This window comes from Parabacteroides distasonis, assembly GCF_004793765.1.
Taxonomy (GTDB): domain Bacteria; phylum Bacteroidota; class Bacteroidia; order Bacteroidales; family Tannerellaceae; genus Parabacteroides; species Parabacteroides distasonis_A.
This window is the reverse complement of sequence record NZ_SRYM01000037.1, coordinates 1-21,769: the sequence shown is the minus strand read 5'-3', so window position 1 is coordinate 21,769 and position 21,769 is coordinate 1. Positions and strand designations below refer to the sequence as shown.

Below are 21,769 nucleotides of genomic sequence, written 5' to 3'. Positions count from 1 at the left end.
GATCCCGTATATTCCATATTCGCCGTCGTCGAACGATCGTTCGACGCCATTGAATGATCATTCGACGACAGCGAACGATCGTTCAATGACAGCGAATGAAGAATACAGTCTTATCTTACGAAGAATAAGATGGTTACAAAAGAAGAATATAAGCAAGTACGGATTACTTTCATGCAAGGTTTTGACCATGTACGTTCTTTTCCTTATATTTGCCTCCCAATCGAATCATTACATATTAAATATAAGACATGCGGTTATCTTTTCGTATCCTAAGCATATTGCTTTTGTCCCTCGTCTGTTTAAGCGCGGGTGCGGAAAGCCAGCGGAAGCTGACTTCCTATCAAAAATACATCAGTAAATACAGTGATTTGGCGGTTCAACATCAAAAGAGATATCGCATTCCGGCAAGTATCACCCTAGCGCAAGGATTACTGGAGTCCGGAGCCGGGCAAAGCGACTTGGCCAGACGTTCCAACAATCACTTCGGTATCAAATGCCATTCGGACTGGCGGGGTGGCAAGGTCTATCACAACGACGACCTGCGAGGAGAGTGCTTCAGGAAATACAAACGAGTAGAGGATTCTTATGACGACCATTCCCGCTTCCTCGCCGAACGCTCCCGCTACGAACGCCTGTTCAAATTAAACATCAAGGATTACAAAGGCTGGGCCAAAGGGCTGCAAAAATGCGGTTACGCGACCGACCGTGCTTACGCGAATAAATTAATCAAGGTTATCGAAGATTATGAGTTATATCGCTTTGACTCCGGCAAGGGAATAAAGAAAACCTCTACCAAGAAGCAAAACCTTCCGGTGTTCAATTATCAAGTCTATCGTACCCACGGCCTGATCTATGTATACGCTAAGGACAACGACAGTTTAGACCAGATCGCCCGAAGCATGGGATTCAAGGCCAAGCAGTTAATAAAATTCAACGAGGTGCCCGAGGACTTCCCGTTACAGGCAGGCGATATCGTATATCTGGAAAAGAAAAAGAAGAAAGCGGACAAGCCGAATTACGACCATGTAGTACAAGTCGGAGAGTCTATGCACAGTATCGCACAGATGTACGGAATCCAGATCAAGAGTCTGTATAAAATGAATAAAAAAGACAAAGATTACATCCCGGAGGAAGGAGATGTCTTAAAACTTAGATAAGTAACATAAAAAAGTATTACCTTTGCGATTCAAATAATATAGTACAATGAGTGATCAACGTTATAACCTGCGAGGCGTTTCCGCTTCAAAAGAAGATGTTCACAACGCGATAAAGAACATCGATAAGGGAATTTTTCCGAAAGCGTTCTGTAAGATCATCCCCGATATCTTAGGCGGTGATCCTGAATATTGTAATATTATGCACGCGGATGGCGCCGGTACCAAATCGTCCTTGGCGTATATGTACTGGAAAGAGACCGGAGATCTTTCGGTGTGGAAAGGTATCGCCCAAGACGCTCTTATCATGAATATCGACGACCTGCTCTGCGTAGGTGCGGTAAACAATATCTTGGTCTCTTCCACGATTGGACGTAACAAGCTGTTGGTTCCGGGCGAGGTGATCTCGGCGATCATCAACGGAACGGACGAATTATTAGCGGAATTACGCGAGATGGGCGTTGGTTGCTACGCGACAGGTGGCGAGACTGCGGATGTCGGCGACTTGGTTCGTACCATCATCGTAGACAGTACGGTTACTTGCCGCATGAAACGTTCGGACGTAATCGATAACAAGAATATCCAAGGAGGAGACGTGATCGTAGGTCTGGCATCTTCCGGACAAGCCACTTACGAGAAAGAATACAATGGAGGTATGGGTAGCAACGGTCTGACCTCCGCCCGCCATGATGTCTTCTCCAAGTATTTAGCGCAGAAATATCCGGAAAGCTACGATGCCGCCGTTCCCGAAGAATTGGTTTACTCCGGAGGATTGAAACTTACGGATAAGATCGAGGAATTAGGGATCGACGCCGGAAAGATGGTGCTTTCGCCGACACGTACCTACGCACCGGTAATTAAGGTATTGCTTGATAAACTACGCTCCCAGATCCATGGCATGGTACATTGTTCGGGAGGGGCCCAGACAAAAGTTATGCATTTCGTAGAGAACAAACGTGTAACCAAGAATAACCTCTTCCCTATCCCACCGCTATTCCGCACGATTCAGGAACAGAGCGGTACGGACTGGAGCGAGATGTACAAGGTATTCAATATGGGACACCGGATGGAGATATACATCGCTCCCGAGTATGCGGAAGAAGTAATCGGTATCTCAAAAAGCTTTGGTATTGATGCGCAAATCGTGGGCTTCGTAGAGGAAGCCGATAAAAATGAATTGATTATCGAAAGCGAGAAAGGTCGCTTCACCTATTAATAAAGATAAATGGCCGAAAATAGTTTACTTGGTAAATTAGACGGATTAGTGAGCCGTTTCGAGGAAGTCGGTACCCTTATTACCGACCCGGCGGTAATCGCCGACATGAAACGGTTCGTAAAACTGAACAAAGAGTACCGTGATCTGGAGAAAATCGTGGGAGCTCGTTCGGAATACGTGAAAATCTTGAACGGGATAGAGGAAGCGAAAGCCTTGCTTGATTCCGAGCAAGATCCGGAAATGCGGGAAATGGCCCGTGAAGAGCTGGATACCTGCAACGAACGTATTCCCTCTTTGGAAGAAGAGATAAAATTATTGCTCGTCCCCGCTGATCCGCAAGACGACAAGAACGCAATCGTTGAGATACGAGGAGGAACGGGAGGTGACGAAGCCGCCCTTTTCGCCGGTGATCTATATCGTATGTATGTGAAGTATTGTGAACTGAAGGGATGGAAAATAAGCGTGTCTAGCTTTAGCGAAGGTTCGTCCGGCGGCTTTAAGGAAATCATCTTCACGGTATCGGGCGAGAAAGTATACGGTACGTTGAAGTATGAGTCCGGTGTACATCGCGTACAGCGCGTACCGGCTACGGAAACGCAAGGACGTGTACATACCTCCGCCGCCACGGTCGCCGTATTGCCTGAAGCGGATGAATTTGATGTTGAGATTAATGAAGGAGAGATAAAATGGGATACCTTTCGCTCCGGTGGTGCCGGTGGTCAGAACGTAAACAAGGTGGAATCAGGTGTTCGCCTACGTTATGTCTGGAAGAACCCTATTACAGGAGTGAGTGAGGAAATCTTGATCGAATGTACGGAGACACGAGACCAGCCGAAGAACAAAGAAAGGGCGCTTACCCGTCTTCGTTCGTTTATTTATGACAAGGAACACCAGAAATACCTAGATGATATCGCCAGCAAGCGTAAGACCATGGTATCTACCGGTGACCGTTCCGCAAAGATCCGTACGTACAATTACCCGCAAGGACGTATTACGGATCACCGTATCAATTACACGATCTATAATCTTTCAGCCTTTATGGACGGTGAAATTCAAGATTGCTTGGACCACCTGATCGTAGCGGAGAACGCAGAGCGATTGAAAGAGTCTGAATTGTAAACACATCCAATCATTTCATACAGAATAAGAAAATGAACAAACAACAACTATTCGAGAATATAAAAAAGAAACAATCCTTCCTTTGTGTCGGATTAGATACAGATATAAAAAAGATCCCGCAACATCTATTGTCGGAAGAAGATCCTATTTTCGCGTTCAATAAAGCGATCATCGACGCTACCGCCGATTATTGCGTCGCTTACAAGCCGAATCTGGCTTTTTACGAGAGCCTCGGCACAAAGGGTATGATGGCTTTTGAGAAAACAGTGGCTTACTTACGGGAGAATTATCCCGATCAATTTATCATCGCCGACGCAAAACGCGGTGATATCGGAAATACCTCTGAGATGTATGCCCGTTCTTTCTTCGATCATATCAAGGTAGACGCCGTAACGGTCGCTCCCTATATGGGCGAGGATAGCGTAAAACCTTTCTTGATCTACCCGGAGGCTTGGGTAATCTTATTGGCCTTGACCTCCAATAAAGGCTCACATGACTTTCAAATGACGGAAGACGCAAATGGTGAACGTCTTTTCGAGAAAGTATTAAAGAAATCGCAAGAGTGGGCTACCGACGAGCAAATGATGTATGTAGTGGGCGCTACCCAAGGCAAGATGTTCCTTGATATCCGCAAACAGGCCCCGAATCATTTCTTGTTAGTTCCGGGCGTGGGCGCTCAAGGCGGAAGCTTGGCGGAAGTAGCCCAATACGGGATGAACGACCAATGCGGTCTTTTGGTAAATTCTTCCCGTGCGATTATTTATGCGGATAAGACGGAGGCTTTCGCCAACGTAGCCCGTGAGGCGGCACATGCCGTACAGAAAGAAATGGCCGGTTATCTACACGATAAGGGAATTATTCCCTGCAAAGCATAGGCTATATAAAGAATTTTTACCATTTTTGCAAACTAACTGTCCATAAACAGCGGACGGTCAACGAAGATACATATATAATTGAATAAGTAATGGAGTTTTCAGCCCAACAAATTGCCGGCTTCCTGAACGGAACGGTCGAAGGAGATCCGAACGTTAAAGTCAGCAACTTCTCTAAAATAGAAGAAGGAAAGCCTGGTACATTGACTTTTTTGGCGAATCTTAAATATGCGCATCATATTTATAATACCGAGGCAAGCATTGTTTTGGTGAATAATGATTTTAAACCGGAACAACCAATAAAAGCCACACTTGTAAAAGTAGAGAACGCTTATGCGGCGCTCGCAATGTTATTAAATTTGGTAGAGCAATCGAAGAGCAAAAAAAAGGGGGTTGATTCTACCGCTTTTATCGCCGCTTCCGCAACCGTAGGCGACGATTGTTATGTCGGAAACTTCGCCTATATCGGAGAAGGCGTGATAATGGGTAAGAACTGTATGGTATACCCGCACGCTTATATCGGTGACCATGTGACGGTAGGAGATAACTGCATATTCTATCCGCATGCCACCGTTTACGAGAATTGCATGATCGGTAATAATTGTATCCTGCATGCTGGTAGCGTAGTCGGAGCCGACGGTTTCGGATTCGCTCCCGAAGGTGAGACTTATAAGAAAATCCCCCAATTAGGCAACGTCATTATCGAGGATGATGTAGAGATCGGAGCCAATACGACAATTGACCGTGCGGTGATGGATTCTACGATCATTCGCCGAGGTGTCAAGCTAGACAATCTCGTACAAATCGCTCATAACGTAGAGGTAGGCGAGAATACCGTGATGGCGGCGCAAGTAGGTATCGCTGGTTCCGTAAAAATAGGAAAACATTGCATGTTTGGGGGGCAAGTGGGCCTGGCCGGACATATTCATGTGGCGGATCATGTCGTATTCGGAGCTCAGGCCGGCGTTATCAGCGACGTAAAGGAAGCTACGACATTGTTGGGGGCGCCGGCGATCAACGCTAAGAACTTCATGCGTTCCAGCGCAATCTTCAACCGTCTTCCGGATATATACCGTTCGCTGGGGCAAATGCAACGGGAGATCGAACAACTCAAGAAAGAAATTAATAAACAATAAAGACCTATGCAAAAACAGAAAACGCTCGCGGCAAGTTTCTCTTTGAAAGGAAAAGGGTTGCATACCGGATTAGATATAGAGATTACGTTTAATCCCGCACCCGAGAACCATGGATACAAGATCAAACGTGTCGATATAGAAGGCCAACCGACGATTGATGCCTTGGCTGAGAACGTGGTTAATACACAACGGGGTACGGTACTTAGCAAAAATGGCGTTCAAGTAAGTACGATCGAGCATGCGATGGCTGCTTTATACGCTTATGAGATCGATAACTGCTTGATCGAGGTAAACGCACCCGAGTTTCCGATCCTAGACGGAAGTTCTCGCTTCTTCTCCGAGGAAATCCAAAAGACAGGGGTTGTTGAGCAAAACGCTCCGAAGGATTATTATATCGTAAAGCACAAGATCGAGGTAAAAGATGAGGAAACCGGTTCTTCGTTGATTATCCTTCCGGATGATAAGTTCAGCGTAAACGTATTGATCTCATTTGATTCGCCTGTGCTTTCTAACCAATTCGCCACATTGAACGATCTTAGCGAATTCCCCACGGAATTGGCGGCCTCACGTACGTTCGTATTCGTTCGCGAGGTTGAGATGTTGTTGAACAACAACTTAATCAAAGGTGGAGACCTGGATAACGCCATTGTCATCTACGACCAGAAAATCCCTCAAGAGTCTTTGGACAAATTGGCGGATATGCTGAACATCCCTCACAAGAACGTGCAGGAGTTAGGCTATATCAATAACAAACCGCTTGTATTCGATAACGAACCGGCACGTCATAAATTGATCGACGTGATCGGAGATATCGCCTTAATCGGTAAGCCGATCCGCGGACGTGTAATCGCTACCCGTCCGGGACATAAGATCAATAACCAGTTAGCTCGTATGATCCGCAAGGATATCAAGCTAAACGAGGTACAAGCCCCTGTATATGATCCGAACCGTGAGCCGGTGATGGATATCAACCGCATCCGTGAGTTGTTGCCACACCGCTATCCGTTCTTATTGGTCGACAAAATCATTGAGATCGGAGGGAACTACATCGTAGGCGTAAAGAATATCACGACCAACGAGCCGTTCTTCCAAGGGCATTTCCCGCAGGAGCCGGTCATGCCGGGAGTCTTGCAGGTGGAAGCTATGGCACAAACAGGAGGTTTGCTAGTCTTGAATTCCGTAGATGAGCCGGAGCGTTATTCTACTTACTTCATGAAAATAGATGGTGTGAAATTCCGTCAAAAAGTAGTTCCGGGTGATACATTAATCTTACGTCTGGAATTATTGGCACCGATTCGTCGCGGCATCTCTACCATGAAAGGGTATGTATTCGTTGGTGATAAACTGGTTAGTGAAGCCGAATTCATGGCTCAGATTGTAAAAAACAAATAATAAGATAAAGTACGATAATGAATATATCTCCTCTAGCAGTCGTTCATCCAGAGGCCCAGATCGGGCAGAATGTAACTATCGATCCGTTTGCCGTGATTGAGAAAGATGTCGTAATCGGTGATAATTGCCATATATATTCTCACGCCGTTATCTTGGATGGCGCACGGATTGGCAAGAATTGCAATATTTTCCCGGGAGCGGTCGTTGCCGGTATCCCTCAAGACATGAAATTCGCGGGGGAAACCACGACAGCGGAAATCGGAGATAACACGACGCTTCGCGAATGCGTGACGATCAACCGGGGTACTGCTTCCAAAGGTAAGACCGTGGTAGGTCGCAATTGTTTAATCATGGCTTATTCGCACGTGGCCCATGATTGCGTCTTAAAAGATCATATTATTATTGGGAACGCTTCGCAAATCGCCGGGGAGGTAGAGATTGATGATTTCGCCATCGTAAGCGGAGGTTCCTTAGTACATCAGTTCTCGCGTATATCCAAGCACGTGATGATACAAGGCGGTTCTCGTATCGGAAAAGATATTCCTCCTTATACCTTGATCGGCCGAGATCCGATCGTTTATTGCGGTATCAATATCGTAGGTTTACGTCGCCGGGGATTCACGAATCAGCAGGTATTCTTGATTCAAGACATCTATCGCACGCTGTATACCCGAGGCTTGAACAATACGGAGGCGCTGAAAGCGATCGAGACGGAATACGAACCTAGCGAGGAAAGAGATTTGATCCTTAATTTCATCAAGTCTTCCAGCCGGGGTATCGTAAGAGGTTCGATCGACGAATAATGAAAATAGATCTCATTAACAGGCATAAAGGCTGGGGTTTACATGGATAAACCCCAGCCTTTACAATTTATAGCGTTATTATATAGGGATATTAATATTTTTACTACTTTTGAACCAACAAAAAACTAAACGACTATGCTATTTAGATTTCTAATCCTATCAGATGAAGCAGATGACTTCAAGCGCGAGATCAAGATTGATTCCGAGGCTACTTTCTTGGATTTGCAAAACGCCATCCTCGACTCTGTTGGTTATACAAAGGATCAAATGACCTCTTTCTTCATATGTGACGATGACTGGAGTAAAAAGACCGAGATCACGTTAGTGGAGATGGATACCTCTTCCGAGGAAGACAGTTATGTCATGGCCGATACCCAATTGGAAGAATTATTGGAAGACGAACACCAAAAACTACTTTTCGTTTTCGATTATATGACCGAACGTGCGTTCTTCATGGAACTTCGTGAGATCGTTCCGGGAAAAGACTTGGATGCTCCTATTTGTAGTAAATCGGTAGGTATGCCTCCCGCACAGATAGTTTCTTTCGATGAGTTCGAGGCTAAGAACAGTAGCACGGATGTAGGAGAAGATTTTTACGGTGACTCCGAATACGATATGGACGAATTAGACAAAAGCGGCTTCGACGGTTTAGGCGAAGGTCCGATGGATAATCCTTACGACGACGAGCGCTTTTGATGAATTCCCTCGTTATATTACTTGGGCCGACAGGAGTCGGAAAGACCGAGTTAAGCCTCCAAGTGGCGGAACGTTTCGGCTCTCCGATTATCTCTTCCGACTCCCGTCAGCTCTATAAAGAGCTTCCGATCGGCACGGCTGCCCCTACACCGGAACAAATGGCTCGCATCAAGCATTATATGGTAGGCACTCTCTCGCTTACCGATTATTACAGTGCCAGCAACTTCGAGGAAGACGTGGTCTCTCTTTTATCCGAATTACATAAAACGATCCCGACCGTCGTAATGACCGGAGGCTCTATGATGTACATTGACGCCGTATGCAAAGGCATTGATGATATCCCGACGGTCACACCGGAAATCCGGGATGCCCTATACAAACAATTTGAAACCGAGGGACTAGCCCCTATCCTCGCTGAATTAAAAGAAGCAGACCCTGTTCATTACGAGGAAGTGGACCGCAATAATTATAAACGAGTGATCCATGCCGTAGAAATTTGCAGGATGACAGGCAAGCCTTACTCCTCCTTCCGCACGAACATTAAGAAAGAGCGTCCGTTCCGGATCATCAAAGTAGGGCTTAATAGAGATCGAGAAGAACTATGCGACCGTATCAACCGACGTGTAGATCAAATGATGAACGAAGGATTATTGGAAGAGGCACGCCGGGCTTATCCCTTCCGTCATTTGAATTCCTTGAACACGGTCGGTTATAAAGAATTATTCAATTATTTCAGCGGAGAATGGACATTGAACCTCGCCGTAGAGAAAATCAAACGAAACTCCCGGGTCTACGCCCGGAAGCAAATGACTTGGTTTAAACGGGACCCGGAAATAACATGGTTCCATCCGGAGGATACCGAAGCTATATTTACACATCTGAGCCAACAGATCATATAGCGTTTTAACAATGCCTATTATAAGGTGTTTACAATGGGCATTATAAACATGCTTGAATAGGCATTGTAAACACCTTACAATAGGCATCAATGTTTTGCGCTGATTATCAATATCAAACGTAATGACTTTATTTCTTGAAAACCAGATAGACCGCCGCTACCAAGAATACGAAAGCAAGCGCATGGTTCCATTTAAACGACTCCCCCTTAAAAGCGATGGTACTGAAGGCCACGAATACCACCAACGTAATCACCTCTTGGATCACTTTCAATTGAATCAAGTTGAACGGCCCCCCGTTATCCCGGAAACCGATGCGATTCGCCGGTACTTGGAAACAATACTCAAAAAAAGCCAGAAACCAACTAAACAGGATTACGCCCAACAAAGGAAGATGCTCGAACCAGCTAAACTGTTGCTTCATCTTCAAATGACCATACCAAGCGCATGTCATAAAAATATTAGACACGATCAACAATAAAATCGTATAAACACTTTGCATATTATCTTATTTTTCGAGGTAAATAATCTTCTTGTATATTCGTCATGCTCCCCCAAAGACTGTAACGAGCTTCCGGATTGATAGCTTCCAGACTTCTCAGCAGCTCTTTCATATCTGAGCGACTGGAACCCGACTCATAAGGACAGTTCTTCAATTGTTTCCGGTACCCTTTCCATGCGGCAAGCTGAATCAACTCCCTCTCTTCCACCAGACACATCGGACGGATGATCTCCATATCAAACTTATCCATTCTCAACCGGGGAGGCATTGTTCCGAAAGCCCCTTGGTGGGTCAAGTTCATCAACAGTGTCTCTAGGATATCATCTTGATGATGCCCTAGCGCAATCTTATTGCATTTATGAGCCTTAGCGATCTCAAACAAAGCTTTCCGACGAGTCCAGGAACATAAGAAGCAGGGGGATTTGCGAGTATCCGTAGAAGGATCGAAACTTGTATCATGGACAATGAAAGGCAAGTCATGCTCCTCCGCACAACTTCTCAGATATTCCAGATCCGAACAATAAGGGATATTCGTCATCACGATATGCGCTACCACGACCTCAAACCGGGGACAATAGATTTTCGACCTGCGCCCCAGTAAATCCATCAAGGCCAAGGAATCTTTTCCTCCGGACAACCCGACCAAGATCCGGTCACCATCATTGATCAAGCCATAGTCGAAAATCGCTTTCTTTACCTTATCCTCTATCTTACGAAACAAACGTTCGTTCTCTGTCAATTTTGCCATATACTTTCTTTACGGGCGCAAAATTATATATTTATCTTTTCGATTTGCATGCCTCTACAAAAATATTCTTATCTTTGAAACTGCATAACTATATAATCTAGAATAGACAAAATGAAACGGTTATCCAAAAAGCTGCTTTATACGCTAGGAGTTACACTCCTATGCGGAGGAATGCAACTACATGCGCAAAGTCTTGATCAGGCAAAAAAATTATATAACGACGGGAAATACGCAGAAGCCAAACCTGTGTTTGAGAAACTAGTGAAACAAGCGCCAAGCAATGCCTCTTATAATCAATGGTATGGTGTTTGCTGTTTCGAGACCGGAGATTTAGCAGGAGCGGAGAAACATCTTAAGGTCGCCGTAAAGCGTAAGGTACAAGACGCTTATCGATACCTTGGAGAAGTATACTACCAGACCTATCGTTTTGATGAAGCCGAGGAGATGTTCGATGAATACATCGCCCTTCTAACGAAAAAGAAACAAGATGTGGAGCCATACCAAATCCGTATGGATTTGGCGAGCAAAGCAAGCCGTATGCTTGATAAGGTAGAGAACGTCCAGATTATCGATAGCTTAGTCGTTGACAAAGATGATTTCTTATCAGCCTATACCTTAAGCGAAGAAAACGGTACGTTGACCACTTACCAAGATTTCTTCCAGACAAACGATCCGGACAACTCGTCGGTATACATGAACCAGAAGGGGGATAAGATTTATTACGCCCACTCGACAGACGGTAACCACAATTGTCTTTTTACCCAATCCAAGCTCATGGATCAATGGGGAGACGAAAAGCAGTTACCAATGAATATCAATAGTGACGCCGACGATGGGTATCCATTCGTACTATCCGATGGCGTAACGATTTATTACGCATCCAAAGGGAACGGCTCTTTGGGCGGATATGATTTATTCGTCACTCGTTACAACATCAATTCCGATACTTATCTTACACCGGAGCAATTGGGCATGCCCTATAACTCCCCGTTTAACGATTATATGATGGTGATCGACGAAGCCAAGCAATTGGGATGGTTCGTTTCCGACCGCTATCAACCGGAAGGAAAAGTCTGTGTATACCTATTCATTCCGAATGACAACCGCGAGCGAGTAGATAGCGAGGATATCGAACTAAAACGTGCCTGGGCTTCTATTGCCTCGATCAAGGATTCATGGAAACCTGGATCGAACTACGAGGAGCTTATTCATTTAGCCCATACCGAGATCCCTTATGGACGTATAGAGATAAAGAAGGATTTCACGTTCCCGATCTATAATGATATCGTTTATTACACCTTGGACGATATCCAAAGTCCAGAAGCGAAGAACTATTATGAGAAAGTGGTTTCCATCCATAAACAGATCAAGGAGTTAAATGAGAAACTAGAAAGTTTACGAGCCAGCTACATCAAAGGGAACAAGGCGAAGCGAGAGCAACTGAAGCCTACGATTCTTGATGCGGAAGAAGAGTTAAACAACCTGCTCGACCAACCGGACGAATGGGAGAAGAAGGCACGTAACGCAGAGATCGTGTACCTAAGAAACAACCATAAATAAGAAAAACTATGCTACTGGACATAGCCATCATCGTATTCCTCATGGTAGCGGCCATCCTACTGATACTGGCGGAGATATTCCTTCTTCCGGGAATAACACTCGCAGGCATAGGCGGGGCTATTTTCGCTATCGGCGGAGTCGTTTTCGCTTATACGGTAGGTATGTGGGTAGGGCATCTGACTTTATCCTTATCAATCATTACATTCGGAGTAATCTTTGCTTGGTTATTGCGTTCCCAGTCTTTCAACAAGATCGCTTTAAAGACAGATATCGATTCCAAGCTGACCTCCAGCAAGGATCTCGGTATAGAACCCGGAGACGAGGGGATCACGCTCTCACGCTTGGCTCCTATCGGCAAGGCCAAGATTAAAGGTATTAACGTGGAAGCGAAATCTCAAGACGAGTTAATCGATGAGAATACGCCGATCGTAGTTATCAGGGTAGACAGTTACAACGTAATTGTTCGCCCTAAAGAAGAAATAAATATTCACGCTTAATTTTTTATATATGGAAATAACCTTTTTGCCACTCATCTTATTGGGAGCCGCAGTGCTTCTGCTGGCAATCTTTTTCTATTATGTGCCGTTCCTCTTATGGATCTCGGCCAAAGTATCAGGAGTCAATATCTCCTTGATCCAGTTATTCTTGATGCGTATCCGAAAGGTTCCTCCCTACATCATCACTCGTGCGATGATCGAAGCGCATAAGGCAGGAATAAAGACGCTTACACGCGACGAGCTGGAAGCGCACTATTTAGCGGGCGGGCATGTCGAGAAAGTTGTGCATGCGCTGGTCTCCGCTTCGAAGGCGAATATCGACCTTCCCTTCCAGATGGCTACCGCTATCGACTTGGCCGGACGTGACGTATTCGAAGCGGTACAAATGTCGGTAAATCCGAAAGTGATCGATACCCCTCCGGTAACAGCGGTAGCGAAAGACGGTATCCAGCTGATCGCCAAGGCACGTGTTACCGTCCGTGCGAATATCAAGCAATTAGTGGGTGGTGCCGGAGAAGAGACGATTTTAGCCCGTGTAGGTGAAGGTATCGTATCTTCCATTGGTTCGTCCGAAAGCCATAAGACCGTATTGGAAAATCCGGATTCTATCTCGAAGTTAGTGCTTCGCAAAGGACTTGACGCAGGAACAGCTTTCGAAATCCTTTCCATCGATATCGCCGATATCGATATAGGTAAGAACATCGGTGCTTTCTTGCAAATGGACCAAGCGCAAGCGGATAAGAATATCGCTCAGGCGAAAGCCGAGGAACGGCGTGCGATGGCTGTCGCCCTTGAGCAAGAGATGAAGGCGAAAGCACAAGAAGCCCGTGCTAAGGTAATCGAGGCAGAAGCGGAAGTTCCCAAGGCAATGGCAGACGCTTTCCGCACAGGAAACCTAGGCGTAATGGACTATTATAAGATGAAGAACATCGAGGCGGATACTTCTATGCGTGAAGCGATAGCTAAACCGACCGGTACTCCATCCAAACCATTGAAGGACTAAAATAGTTATATACATGGAACTATCTCCAAGGGCAGGGTTCGCACCTTGCCCTTTTATGATTAAAACAAACTTAATTAACTGATCGAATATGAGAACAATCCCCGCTTCAGAATTAGCGATCCATTCAGATGGTAGTGTTTTCCACCTGCATTTAAAACCGGAACAACTTGCGGATCGTGTGGTACTTGTTGGTGATCCCGCACGGGTTACAACCGTTGCTTCCTATTTTGATTCTCAGGAATGTGAGGTTTCCAGCCGAGAGTTTCATACCATCACGGGCCGGTACAAGGGAAAACGTATCACGGTTGTATCCCATGGCATCGGTACAGATAATATCGATATCGTATTAAATGAGCTGGACGCTCTCGCTAATATTGACTTCTCAACCCGTACGGTCAAGCCGGAATTCAAGCAACTTTCCCTAGTCCGTATCGGGACTTCCGGAGGATTACAGCCATTTGTCCCGATCGGGACTTATGTGGCAGCGGAGAAATCAATCGGGTTTGATGGAGTCATTTATTTCTACGCAAATAGTAATTCCGTTCGTGACGCAGACTTGGAATCCGAATTAATAAAACAGCTTGATTGGCGGCTTAGCGGCATATGGCCTTATGTCGTATCGGCAGACCCATCGTTGATCGAGCAAATCACCCGTAATGATATTATCCGAGGAACGACCATCGCAGCCAATGGCTTCTATGGGCCGCAAGGACGTGAACTCCGATTGCCCTTGACCGATCCGGAATTGAACCGGAAAATAGAGGCTTTCGATTATAACGGGCGAAAGATTACGAACTTCGAGATGGAGAGCTCCTCTTTAGCTGGTCTGGCCGCTCTTATGGGACACCGGGCAATGACCGTATGCTGTATTATCGCCGGACGTGTGGATAACCGGATGAACACGGAATATAAAGGCTCGCTAGAAGAATTGATCGAAAAAGTATTAGAGCGCATCTGACAGAATCGGGTTCAAAACACCAGCGGAACGCATGGCGAGAGGTACCGCACGTTCCGCAAGCCTTTCCAATCCCACGGCGAGCCCCCGGAAGCCTATTCCTCGGGCAAGAATCCCTGTCGCCTCAACACGCCAAGCAATACACCGGAGAAATGCTCGTTATTCTTCTTCGTATAGCGTACGTCCGTAAAGACCTGCGCCAGTGTCTCCTTATTATTCTCCTTTACAAACTGCTTATTCACCTCTAATGCCTCTTTCTCACTATACAAGGCATCGATGGAAGCCGGAGTGAAGTCCGTATAAGTCTCGTTTTGTACCACAGCCGCCAATGGTAAACGTTCTACTTGAGCGGGTATAGGCTCTGCCGGATAACCCACCGTAACCGTAACGATCGGGACAACCAGACGGGGAAGAGAAAGCGCCTCAATGATCTGGTCCGCATTATAAGCCGTCGTACCCAGATAGCAAATGCCTAAGCCTTTTTCCTCAGCGGCATTGCAGAAACTCTGGGCGAACAACATCGCATCTATCGTCGAAGCGATAAACGTTTGTAAATTATCGAATCCGGCCTCCGCTTTCCTGCACTCCGCCCATTTCACGAAACGGTTCGCATCCGCACAAAAAGTAAGTACCACCGGGGCTCCCGTAATCATTGGTTGGTTAAAATGAGCCGGAGCCAGTTTCTCCTTGTTCGCAGGGTCGCGGGTAACCACGACACTATATAATTGCATATTCCCAGTATTCGAGGCACGAGTAGCCACTTCCAATAATTCATTCAGCAAAGACTCCGGGATATCCTGATCCGTATATTTACGGATACTTCTTCTATTCTTCATGCATTCTAACATAGCAATCCTATTTTTAAATTCTCAATAACTAAATCCTAATATCCATGCCGGCATACGGTTAAACACGCTTTTCGGTAACCCGTAGATAGCCGCATAAGCGTCGGGTACGAAGCGGAGACGATCATATCCCCTTAAGGGATCACCTACGGCGAAGATATATTTACCGCCAATCAAGAAATCTCCGTTCTCCATGAATTCCACGTTCGCCACGGAACGCATCTGGCTTAAGAAATAGGTTTCACACATCAATTGCCGATTTTCCTTATCTCCGAAAAAAGAGATCAGCAAGTTGGTATCCCCCATAAAGACTTTCTGCTTGGCCGGAGTGGTTCCCAGTTGGTCTGCCGAGTAATAAATAAGCCTCACATCATGAAAGAAACGCAACAGGCTATCGCTTTGCTGACGAAGCATATTTGTCTTACGGGTTACATCAATCGATTTCGGACGTAAAGGAGCCGACTCAGCCACCATCATAAAATATTTTTGAGCTCGTTCCAGATTACTCATCGAAATAGAAACCACCGAAGGCAAATCCCGGCAAATCTCTTTTCTCACTAATTCTTGCAGACGGAAATAATACATATCCGGGTCCTGCCAATAAAAAGGATAACATCCATGTTCCAGATAGTTCCGGTAAATCGGCACAATATTCATCTCCGCATTGATCTCCTTCACCAAATCATGATGGTTCGCTAAGATATCCTCCAACGGAATGGGATCTTTATCCAGAATGCTTTCGTAAGAAAGGAATTCACGGAACGACATCGGATGCATGGTATAAAAAGCAGCCTCATGCCTTAACCCGTTCCGCACCTCTGTCTGCGAGTACAAAGAAGTGGTAGCGAAAACAATCTTTAAGGCGGGGTTGGCATCCAATAAAGCTGAGACCTCTTCCATCCAGCCCGAATAGAAATGGATCTCATCCAAAAACAAATAATGCCCCCCGGCTTGCAGGAACTCCTTAACCGCATCGGTCAATGAATGTGTCTCAAACCAGAAATCATCCAGATTCACATACAGGGCTTCCCGTGAATCTTCAAATTTCAACTTAATATGCTGTAACAACAAGGTAGTCTTACCAACCCCTCGAGAGCTGAAGATGCCGATTAACCGATCCTCCCACTCTATCCGTGCATGCAAATAACGCAGGAATGTACAATTTATTCCTTTCAACAATAGCTGATGATTCCGCTGAAGCAAGTCCATATACAAATCTGTTTTACGCGAATATAAAAAATGTTCCGTGTTTTTCGTACCTTTGTCAACACTAAACCAATAAAAAGATGAATACATCCAAAGTCTACTTTACTAATTTACGCACGACCCCCAGCAGCAACCTGCTGGATAAGATGGAACGTCTGGTAAAACGTGCCGGTATCGCCAATATCGACTTCAAAAATCAATTTGTAGCCATTAAGATCCACTTTGGCGAACCGGGGAATTTGGCATACATTCGTCCTAATTACGCCGCTCGCTTGGTAAGCCTGTTACGTGAATTAGGTGCGAAACCGTTCCTTACCGATTGTAACACCTTATACTCGGGCCGCCGCTCCAACGCTGTCGATCATCTTCAAAGCGCCATGGAAAATGGGTTCAATCCCATGTCCGCCGGTTGCAACGTTATCATCGCCGATGGCGTGAAAGGTACGGACTACCGGGAAATCGAGATTGACGGGCAATATTGCAAGGCCCCGAAAATAGGTGCCGCTATCGCCGATGCCGATATCATCATTTCCATGAACCATTTCAAAGGTCACGAGCAAGCCGGTTTCGGCGGTGCGCTGAAAAACCTCGGGATGGGATGCGCCAGCGTAGGCGGTAAACTGGAATTACATTGCGCCTCACAACCTCGTATCGATACGGAGGCTTGTAAAGGCTGTAACATCTGTGTAAAGCACTGTGCTCACGATGCCATCCATTTGAATAACAACCGAAAGGCCGAAATTGATTACGAGCGTTGTGTAGGTTGCGGGCAATGTGTGGCTCTTTGCCAATACGACGGTGCCGTAATGGGCGAAGGTGATACTTCCGAGCGATTGAATTACAAGATCGACGAGTACACCAAAGCCGTATTATCAGACAAGCCCCATTTCCATGTTAGTTTTATCATGAACGTATCTCCGGAGTGCGATTGCTGGAATCATAACGATGCCGCCATCATCCCTGATTTGGGGATCGCTGCGTCTTTCGATCCGGTGGCCTTGGATAAGGCTTGCGCCGATATGGTTATCAACGCTCCTATCATCGGAGGTAATAAATTAGCCGAGGCTCATCCTCACGAACACCTTGAGGGAGAGGATAAATTCCATTTGATTCATCCGGATACGAACTGGCAAGCCGGCCTACGTTATGCGGAGGAAATCGGGCTGGGTTCTCAAGCGTATGAATTAATAACGGTTTAATAGACGGAATGAGTACAATTTGCGCTATATCTACAGCTCCGGGAGTAGGAGGAATCGCAGTGATTCGTGTCTCCGGGCCGGATACTTTCAAGATTTGTGATCGGATATTCCGGCCGAAGAAGGCAGGTAAAAGTTTATCTACCCAAAAGGCTTATACCTTAACGTATGGTTCCATCGTCAGTAACAATGACGAAACCATAGATGAGGTGATCGCCGCTGTTTTCCGTGCCCCCCATTCTTTCACGGGGGAAGATACGGTGGAAATCACCTGCCACGGCTCGACGTATATCCAACAACAAATCCTGCAATCCCTTATCTCCAGCGGATGCCGTATAGCGCAACCGGGTGAATATACGCAACGTGCTTTCATGAATGGCAAGATGGACCTTAGCCAAGCGGAGGCCGTTGCGGATTTAATCGCCTCCACTTCGGCTAGTCAACATCGTTTGGCTCTAAGCCAGATGCGAGGTGGTTTCAGTAGGGAACTCGCCGAACTTCGGAACCAACTGCTCCATTTCACCTCTCTCATGGAGCTGGAACTGGATTTCAGTGACCATGAGGAATTGGAGTTCGCTGATCGTAGCGAGCTTCGCACGCTTGCGGATCATATCGAACAGGTCATCTCCAAACTCGCCCAATCTTTCAGCGTAGGTAACGCTATCAAAAACGGTATTCCTGTCGCCATCATCGGTGAGACGAACGCCGGCAAATCTACTTTACTAAACGCCTTGTTGAACGAGGATAAAGCGATCGTCAGCGACATCCACGGAACGACCCGTGACGTTATCGAGGATACGATCAATATCAACGGCCAGCTCTTCCGTTTCATCGACACCGCTGGTATCCGTGAAACAAGCGATGCGATCGAAGCTCTCGGTATTGAACGTAGTTTCAAGGCTCTAGACCAAGCGCAAATCGTCATCCTCATGTACGACTTAACCCGTGACCTCAAGGATTTCGAGGCTTTCTATCAAGAAATAGCTCCGAGATTAACGAATAAGTCTGTTATCTTAGCGATGAACAAATGCGATGTATTACCCGCATCCTCTCTCCCGACCTTCTCTTTCCCCACCGAAGGCTGGCATCAAATCGCTATTTCCGCCAAAGGCAAGCTGCATATCGCAGAGCTACAACAACTCCTCACGGAAGTATCTTCCATCCCCACCCTCCACCAAAGCGACATCATCGTAACGAATGCCCGCCACTTCGAGGCACTTACGCATGCGCTGGAAGCTATACATAGGATACAAGAAGGTTTGAACTCCAGCCTTTCCGGGGATTTCATCTCGCAAGATTTACGGGAGTGTATATTCCATTTATCGGATATCGTAGGAGAGGTTACGACGGATCAGGTGTTACAGAATATATTTCAGCATTTTTGCATCGGAAAATAGGTAGTAATTACCAACGATTAGCATATATCATCAATGATTATCAAGGCGTTCATTTTGAACGCCTTTCTTTTTAGCCTTATAAGCGATGGTTATCGTTTATAGGGCTTTTTCAGCTCATTTTTGTACCGTATTTGTTGCTCGCTTGTTACTCTCCGATTTTGGGTCGGAAAGATCGTGGACACACTGGTACGTCATGGTACGTGGTGGTACGCGATGAAACAGATTTGGCGAAATAAACGGATAAATAATGAGTAGTAAAATCGACATTCAGAAAAGATGTAAGTGGTGCAATGCTGTTTTCACAGCCCATAAGAGCACCACGGAGTATTGTTCTCACCGATGTGCCAACCTTGCCTATAAAGACAGGGTTAGGAAACAGCGTATTGAAAGTTTGCAACACGAATTAGGGAAAATCATAAAGACACCTCCTAATTTGAACAAGGAGTATCTTACTCCGTCAGAAGTAGCCGTGTTATTAAACATTGGGCGTACTTCTATATATCGCTATATCCGCAATGGAGTAATCAAGGTAATCCGATTTGAAAGAAAAACCCTTGTTCGTAGAGCTGACATAGAAGATATGACAGACTTTATTGTTCCAGAAACAGAGAACAAACAGTTAAAAGAAAAAGCCCCTATCACCGACTTCTACACCACAGCAGAAGTGAAAGAGAAATACCATGTAAACGAGTCATGGATATTTGTGGTAGCCAAGAAGAACAATATCCCTCGAACTTTCAATCGTGGCAAGACCTACTGGAGCAAGAAGCACATGGACGCTTACTTTGCCAAGAAAGCCCCAAATCCTGACATTACCGAATGGTATAGCACACAGGAAATGCAGGAAAAATTCAGTATGACCTTATCCGCCATCTACTGTTTCGCTTCTAAGAATGCCATTCCGAAGAAGAAAGAGGGAATCATAGTGTACTATTCCAAGAAGCATGTAGATATAGCTAAGGGCATTGCAGCACCCGAAGAACCACAATATTATACGGTGGCCGAAGCAATGGAAAAGTTCAATCTTACTCGTGACCAGCTCTATCATTATGCGAAGTACCATAATATCCACAAGGTCAAGAAAGGCAAATACACGCTTATCTCCAAACTTGAATTGGATAAACTACTTGCCGCCCCAAAGATTGAATAAGTTATTTATCGGTGAATGTACCCACCATTGAATCACTCTATTCCTTTGCACCAAACAAATGTAAAACTCTAAATATTAAACAGTATGTCACACACGTGTACAAAAGTAACAGTTCGACAAAGAGCGATTAGGAATAATCGTATTTCCTTGTATCTGGATTATTATCCGGCAGTCCGTAACCCCGAAACGATGCAGATGAGCCGCAGGGAATACCTCGGTATCTACATCTATGCCCACCCCAAAAACGAAATGGAACGGGAGTTCAACAACGATATGTTGAACAAAGCAGAAGCAATCCGTTGCATCCGGGTACAATCACTCATCAATGAAGAATTTGGTTTCTTGGATAAGACCAAGCAAAAAGCCGATTTCCTCGCCTATTTCAAGAAGATGTGTCGGAACAAAGACCAGAAATGGCAATTCGTCTATCAGCATTTCTACAACTTCGTCAAGGGACAATGTACCTTTGGCGATGTAAATGTAGACTTATGCAAAAAATTCCGTGAATACTTGCTGAATGCCAAGCAACTCAAACATAGCAACCGACCCATATCCCTCAATTCGGCATCCGGCTACTACTCTACTTTCAGAGGATTATTGAAGATTGCCTATCGGGACAAATGGTTTCGTGAGAACATCAATGACTATCTTGATAAGATTGAGCCACAAGATGTGAAGAAAGAGTATCTGACTCTGAACGAAGTGAAGCAACTCGCAGCCACTCCTTGCGACATCCCCGTATTGAAAGCAGCCTCTTTGTTTGCTTGTCTGACAGGTTTACGCATCAGTGATATTCTAAACCTGCAATGGGAAGACTTCACTATCGCCCCCGACCAAGGCTATTGTTTACGTATCAGAACACAGAAAACCCAGACGGAAGCGACACTCCCCATCAGTTACGAAGCCTACGAACTATGCGGCACACCCGGAACAGGCAAGGTTTTCAAGGATTTGAAGCGAAGTATGATTAATTACCCACTGAAAAGCTGGCTCAAAAAGGCAGGAATAACGAAACCGATAACCTTCCACGGATTTCGTCACTCGTATGCCGTCATACAAATATCCTTAGGTACAGATATTTACACAGTATCAAAGATGCTAACGCATAAGAACGTGTCCACAACTCAAATATATGCCGATTTGGTCAATTCCAAGAAGCGAGAAACAGCCAATAAAATATCACTCAAGTAAATTGTAACTATGAAACGAGGAATCATAACCAACAAAGGGCTAGGCATCCATATTTCTGATGGCGAAGTATGGATGACCACTTGGGAACTTGCAGACTTGTTTTATACAACGGCTGGAGCTATCCATGCAGCAATCAAGAGAATCTTGAAAACCAATATTTTGAAGAGCCACGAAGTTTGTAAGTACATCAAATTGGAGAATGGGAACAATGCCGATGTGTATAATCTCGATATGG

Annotated in this window: 21 protein-coding genes and 1 pseudogene; 18 read left to right on the top strand and 4 right to left on the bottom strand. The window is 45.5% G+C overall.

Annotated features, from left to right (window positions below):
- The first annotated feature begins 248 nt into the window (after positions 1 to 248).
- The 9 genes from E5342_RS12590 (at position 249) to miaA (ending at position 9,287) form a co-directional block, all read left to right on the top strand.
- Positions 249 to 1,157, top strand: a complete 909-nt coding sequence (locus E5342_RS12590) for a glucosaminidase domain-containing protein (protein ID WP_135959493.1) — start codon at positions 249 to 251, stop codon at positions 1,155 to 1,157.
- Positions 1,158 to 1,203: 46 nt separating this feature from the next.
- Positions 1,204 to 2,370 carry an AIR synthase related protein gene (locus E5342_RS12585; protein WP_121735920.1) on the top strand — a complete coding sequence of 389 codons (1,167 nt, stop codon included), beginning with the start codon at positions 1,204 to 1,206 and terminating at the stop codon, positions 2,368 to 2,370.
- A 9-nt stretch (positions 2,371 to 2,379) separates the two neighbouring features.
- Entirely contained in the window at positions 2,380 to 3,489 is a 1,110-nt protein-coding gene (prfA, locus tag E5342_RS12580) for a peptide chain release factor 1 (protein WP_121735921.1), read from the top strand.
- A 32-nt stretch (positions 3,490 to 3,521) separates the two neighbouring features.
- Positions 3,522 to 4,364, top strand: coding sequence for an orotidine-5'-phosphate decarboxylase (gene pyrF / locus E5342_RS12575; RefSeq protein ID WP_005864353.1), 843 nt, complete (start codon positions 3,522 to 3,524; stop codon positions 4,362 to 4,364).
- A gap of 89 nt (positions 4,365 to 4,453) precedes the next feature.
- On the top strand, positions 4,454 to 5,497 hold the full coding sequence (gene lpxD / locus E5342_RS12570) for a UDP-3-O-(3-hydroxymyristoyl)glucosamine N-acyltransferase (RefSeq protein WP_135959492.1): 1,044 nt from the start codon (positions 4,454 to 4,456) through the stop codon (positions 5,495 to 5,497).
- A 6-nt stretch (positions 5,498 to 5,503) separates the two neighbouring features.
- Positions 5,504 to 6,889: a bifunctional UDP-3-O-[3-hydroxymyristoyl] N-acetylglucosamine deacetylase/3-hydroxyacyl-ACP dehydratase gene (locus E5342_RS12565; RefSeq protein WP_121735923.1), complete on the top strand. Its 1,386-nt coding sequence runs from the start codon at positions 5,504 to 5,506 to the stop codon at positions 6,887 to 6,889.
- 17 nt (positions 6,890 to 6,906) lie between these two features.
- Positions 6,907 to 7,692, top strand: a complete 786-nt coding sequence (gene lpxA, locus E5342_RS12560) for an acyl-ACP--UDP-N-acetylglucosamine O-acyltransferase (RefSeq protein WP_121735924.1) — start codon at positions 6,907 to 6,909, stop codon at positions 7,690 to 7,692.
- A gap of 135 nt (positions 7,693 to 7,827) precedes the next feature.
- Positions 7,828 to 8,388: an IS1096 element passenger TnpR family protein gene (locus E5342_RS12555; protein WP_121735925.1), complete on the top strand. Its 561-nt coding sequence runs from the start codon at positions 7,828 to 7,830 to the stop codon at positions 8,386 to 8,388.
- Entirely contained in the window at positions 8,388 to 9,287 is a 900-nt protein-coding gene (gene miaA / locus E5342_RS12550) for a tRNA (adenosine(37)-N6)-dimethylallyltransferase MiaA (RefSeq protein WP_121735926.1), read from the top strand. The genes E5342_RS12555 and miaA overlap by 1 nt, the downstream gene beginning before the upstream one ends.
- Before the next feature lie 127 nt (positions 9,288 to 9,414).
- On the opposite strand, the gene E5342_RS12545 is transcribed toward miaA, so the two are convergent.
- Together E5342_RS12545 and E5342_RS12540 are read right to left on the bottom strand one after the other, a co-directional pair.
- Positions 9,415 to 9,786 carry a DMT family protein gene (locus E5342_RS12545; RefSeq protein ID WP_121735927.1) on the bottom strand — a complete coding sequence of 124 codons (372 nt, stop codon included), beginning with the start codon at positions 9,784 to 9,786 and terminating at the stop codon, positions 9,415 to 9,417.
- A gap of 1 nt (position 9,787) precedes the next feature.
- Entirely contained in the window at positions 9,788 to 10,534 is a 747-nt protein-coding gene (locus E5342_RS12540; RefSeq protein ID WP_121735928.1) for a tRNA 2-thiocytidine biosynthesis TtcA family protein, read from the bottom strand.
- A gap of 111 nt (positions 10,535 to 10,645) precedes the next feature.
- Between E5342_RS12540 and E5342_RS12535 the strand changes: the two genes are divergently transcribed.
- The 4 genes from E5342_RS12535 to E5342_RS12520 all read left to right on the top strand — a co-directional run bounded on the left by E5342_RS12535 (position 10,646) and on the right by E5342_RS12520 (position 14,552).
- Positions 10,646 to 12,094, top strand: a complete 1,449-nt coding sequence (locus E5342_RS12535) for a tetratricopeptide repeat protein (RefSeq protein ID WP_135959491.1) — start codon at positions 10,646 to 10,648, stop codon at positions 12,092 to 12,094.
- An 8-nt stretch (positions 12,095 to 12,102) separates the two neighbouring features.
- A complete protein-coding gene (locus tag E5342_RS12530; protein WP_121735930.1) occupies positions 12,103 to 12,591 on the top strand; it encodes an NfeD family protein in 489 nt (162 codons plus the stop codon).
- A gap of 10 nt (positions 12,592 to 12,601) precedes the next feature.
- The gene (floA, locus tag E5342_RS12525) at positions 12,602 to 13,594 is read left to right on the top strand and encodes a flotillin-like protein FloA (RefSeq protein WP_005854361.1); all 993 of its coding nucleotides are present in this window, start codon (positions 12,602 to 12,604) and stop codon (positions 13,592 to 13,594) included.
- 88 nt (positions 13,595 to 13,682) lie between these two features.
- Complete coding sequence (locus E5342_RS12520; protein ID WP_121735931.1) at positions 13,683 to 14,552, top strand: nucleoside phosphorylase; 870 nt, start codon at positions 13,683 to 13,685, stop codon at positions 14,550 to 14,552.
- Positions 14,553 to 14,644: 92 nt separating this feature from the next.
- On the opposite strand, the gene E5342_RS12515 is transcribed toward E5342_RS12520, so the two are convergent.
- Positions 14,645 to 15,397 carry a nitroreductase family protein gene (locus E5342_RS12515; RefSeq protein ID WP_121735932.1) on the bottom strand — a complete coding sequence of 251 codons (753 nt, stop codon included), beginning with the start codon at positions 15,395 to 15,397 and terminating at the stop codon, positions 14,645 to 14,647.
- Positions 15,398 to 15,418: 21 nt separating this feature from the next.
- Positions 15,419 to 16,603, bottom strand: a complete 1,185-nt coding sequence (locus E5342_RS12510; RefSeq protein ID WP_121735938.1) for an AAA family ATPase — start codon at positions 16,601 to 16,603, stop codon at positions 15,419 to 15,421.
- Between the two features lie 77 nt (positions 16,604 to 16,680).
- Here E5342_RS12510 and E5342_RS12505 point away from each other — a divergent pair, with 77 nt between their 5' ends.
- The 5 genes and pseudogenes from E5342_RS12505 to E5342_RS12485 form a co-directional block, all read left to right on the top strand.
- The gene (locus E5342_RS12505; RefSeq protein ID WP_095231450.1) at positions 16,681 to 17,799 is read left to right on the top strand and encodes a DUF362 domain-containing protein; all 1,119 of its coding nucleotides are present in this window, start codon (positions 16,681 to 16,683) and stop codon (positions 17,797 to 17,799) included.
- Between the two features lie 8 nt (positions 17,800 to 17,807).
- On the top strand, positions 17,808 to 19,193 hold the full coding sequence (gene mnmE, locus E5342_RS12500) for a tRNA uridine-5-carboxymethylaminomethyl(34) synthesis GTPase MnmE (RefSeq protein ID WP_135959490.1): 1,386 nt from the start codon (positions 17,808 to 17,810) through the stop codon (positions 19,191 to 19,193).
- A gap of 247 nt (positions 19,194 to 19,440) precedes the next feature.
- On the top strand, positions 19,441 to 20,343 hold the full coding sequence (locus E5342_RS12495; protein ID WP_135959489.1) for a helix-turn-helix domain-containing protein: 903 nt from the start codon (positions 19,441 to 19,443) through the stop codon (positions 20,341 to 20,343).
- A gap of 84 nt (positions 20,344 to 20,427) precedes the next feature.
- Positions 20,428 to 21,534, top strand: a complete 1,107-nt coding sequence (locus tag E5342_RS12490) for a tyrosine-type recombinase/integrase (protein ID WP_135959488.1) — start codon at positions 20,428 to 20,430, stop codon at positions 21,532 to 21,534.
- Positions 21,535 to 21,543: 9 nt separating this feature from the next.
- A pseudogene (locus E5342_RS12485) lies at positions 21,544 to 21,769 on the top strand (lipofamily protein); the annotation flags it as partial.

Bases quoted from the DNA above. Each gene is read 5' to 3' on its own strand.
- E5342_RS12590 (WP_135959493.1), top strand. From the start codon at position 249: ATGCGGTTATCTTTTCGTATCCTAAGCATATTGCTTTTGTCCCTCGTC.
- E5342_RS12585 (WP_121735920.1), top strand. From the start codon at position 1,204: ATGAGTGATCAACGTTATAACCTGCGAGGCGTTTCCGCTTCAAAAGAA.
- prfA (WP_121735921.1), top strand. From the start codon at position 2,380: ATGGCCGAAAATAGTTTACTTGGTAAATTAGACGGATTAGTGAGCCGT.
- pyrF (WP_005864353.1), top strand. From the start codon at position 3,522: ATGAACAAACAACAACTATTCGAGAATATAAAAAAGAAACAATCCTTC.
- lpxD (WP_135959492.1), top strand. From the start codon at position 4,454: ATGGAGTTTTCAGCCCAACAAATTGCCGGCTTCCTGAACGGAACGGTC.
- E5342_RS12565 (WP_121735923.1), top strand. From the start codon at position 5,504: ATGCAAAAACAGAAAACGCTCGCGGCAAGTTTCTCTTTGAAAGGAAAA.
- lpxA (WP_121735924.1), top strand. From the start codon at position 6,907: ATGAATATATCTCCTCTAGCAGTCGTTCATCCAGAGGCCCAGATCGGG.
- E5342_RS12555 (WP_121735925.1), top strand. From the start codon at position 7,828: ATGCTATTTAGATTTCTAATCCTATCAGATGAAGCAGATGACTTCAAG.
- miaA (WP_121735926.1), top strand. From the start codon at position 8,388: ATGAATTCCCTCGTTATATTACTTGGGCCGACAGGAGTCGGAAAGACC.
- E5342_RS12545 (WP_121735927.1), bottom strand. From the start codon at position 9,786: ATGCAAAGTGTTTATACGATTTTATTGTTGATCGTGTCTAATATTTTT.
- E5342_RS12540 (WP_121735928.1), bottom strand. From the start codon at position 10,534: ATGGCAAAATTGACAGAGAACGAACGTTTGTTTCGTAAGATAGAGGAT.
- E5342_RS12535 (WP_135959491.1), top strand. From the start codon at position 10,646: ATGAAACGGTTATCCAAAAAGCTGCTTTATACGCTAGGAGTTACACTC.
- E5342_RS12530 (WP_121735930.1), top strand. From the start codon at position 12,103: ATGCTACTGGACATAGCCATCATCGTATTCCTCATGGTAGCGGCCATC.
- floA (WP_005854361.1), top strand. From the start codon at position 12,602: ATGGAAATAACCTTTTTGCCACTCATCTTATTGGGAGCCGCAGTGCTT.
- E5342_RS12520 (WP_121735931.1), top strand. From the start codon at position 13,683: ATGAGAACAATCCCCGCTTCAGAATTAGCGATCCATTCAGATGGTAGT.
- E5342_RS12515 (WP_121735932.1), bottom strand. From the start codon at position 15,397: ATGTTAGAATGCATGAAGAATAGAAGAAGTATCCGTAAATATACGGAT.
- E5342_RS12510 (WP_121735938.1), bottom strand. From the start codon at position 16,603: ATGGACTTGCTTCAGCGGAATCATCAGCTATTGTTGAAAGGAATAAAT.
- E5342_RS12505 (WP_095231450.1), top strand. From the start codon at position 16,681: ATGAATACATCCAAAGTCTACTTTACTAATTTACGCACGACCCCCAGC.
- mnmE (WP_135959490.1), top strand. From the start codon at position 17,808: ATGAGTACAATTTGCGCTATATCTACAGCTCCGGGAGTAGGAGGAATC.
- E5342_RS12495 (WP_135959489.1), top strand. From the start codon at position 19,441: ATGAGTAGTAAAATCGACATTCAGAAAAGATGTAAGTGGTGCAATGCT.
- E5342_RS12490 (WP_135959488.1), top strand. From the start codon at position 20,428: ATGTCACACACGTGTACAAAAGTAACAGTTCGACAAAGAGCGATTAGG.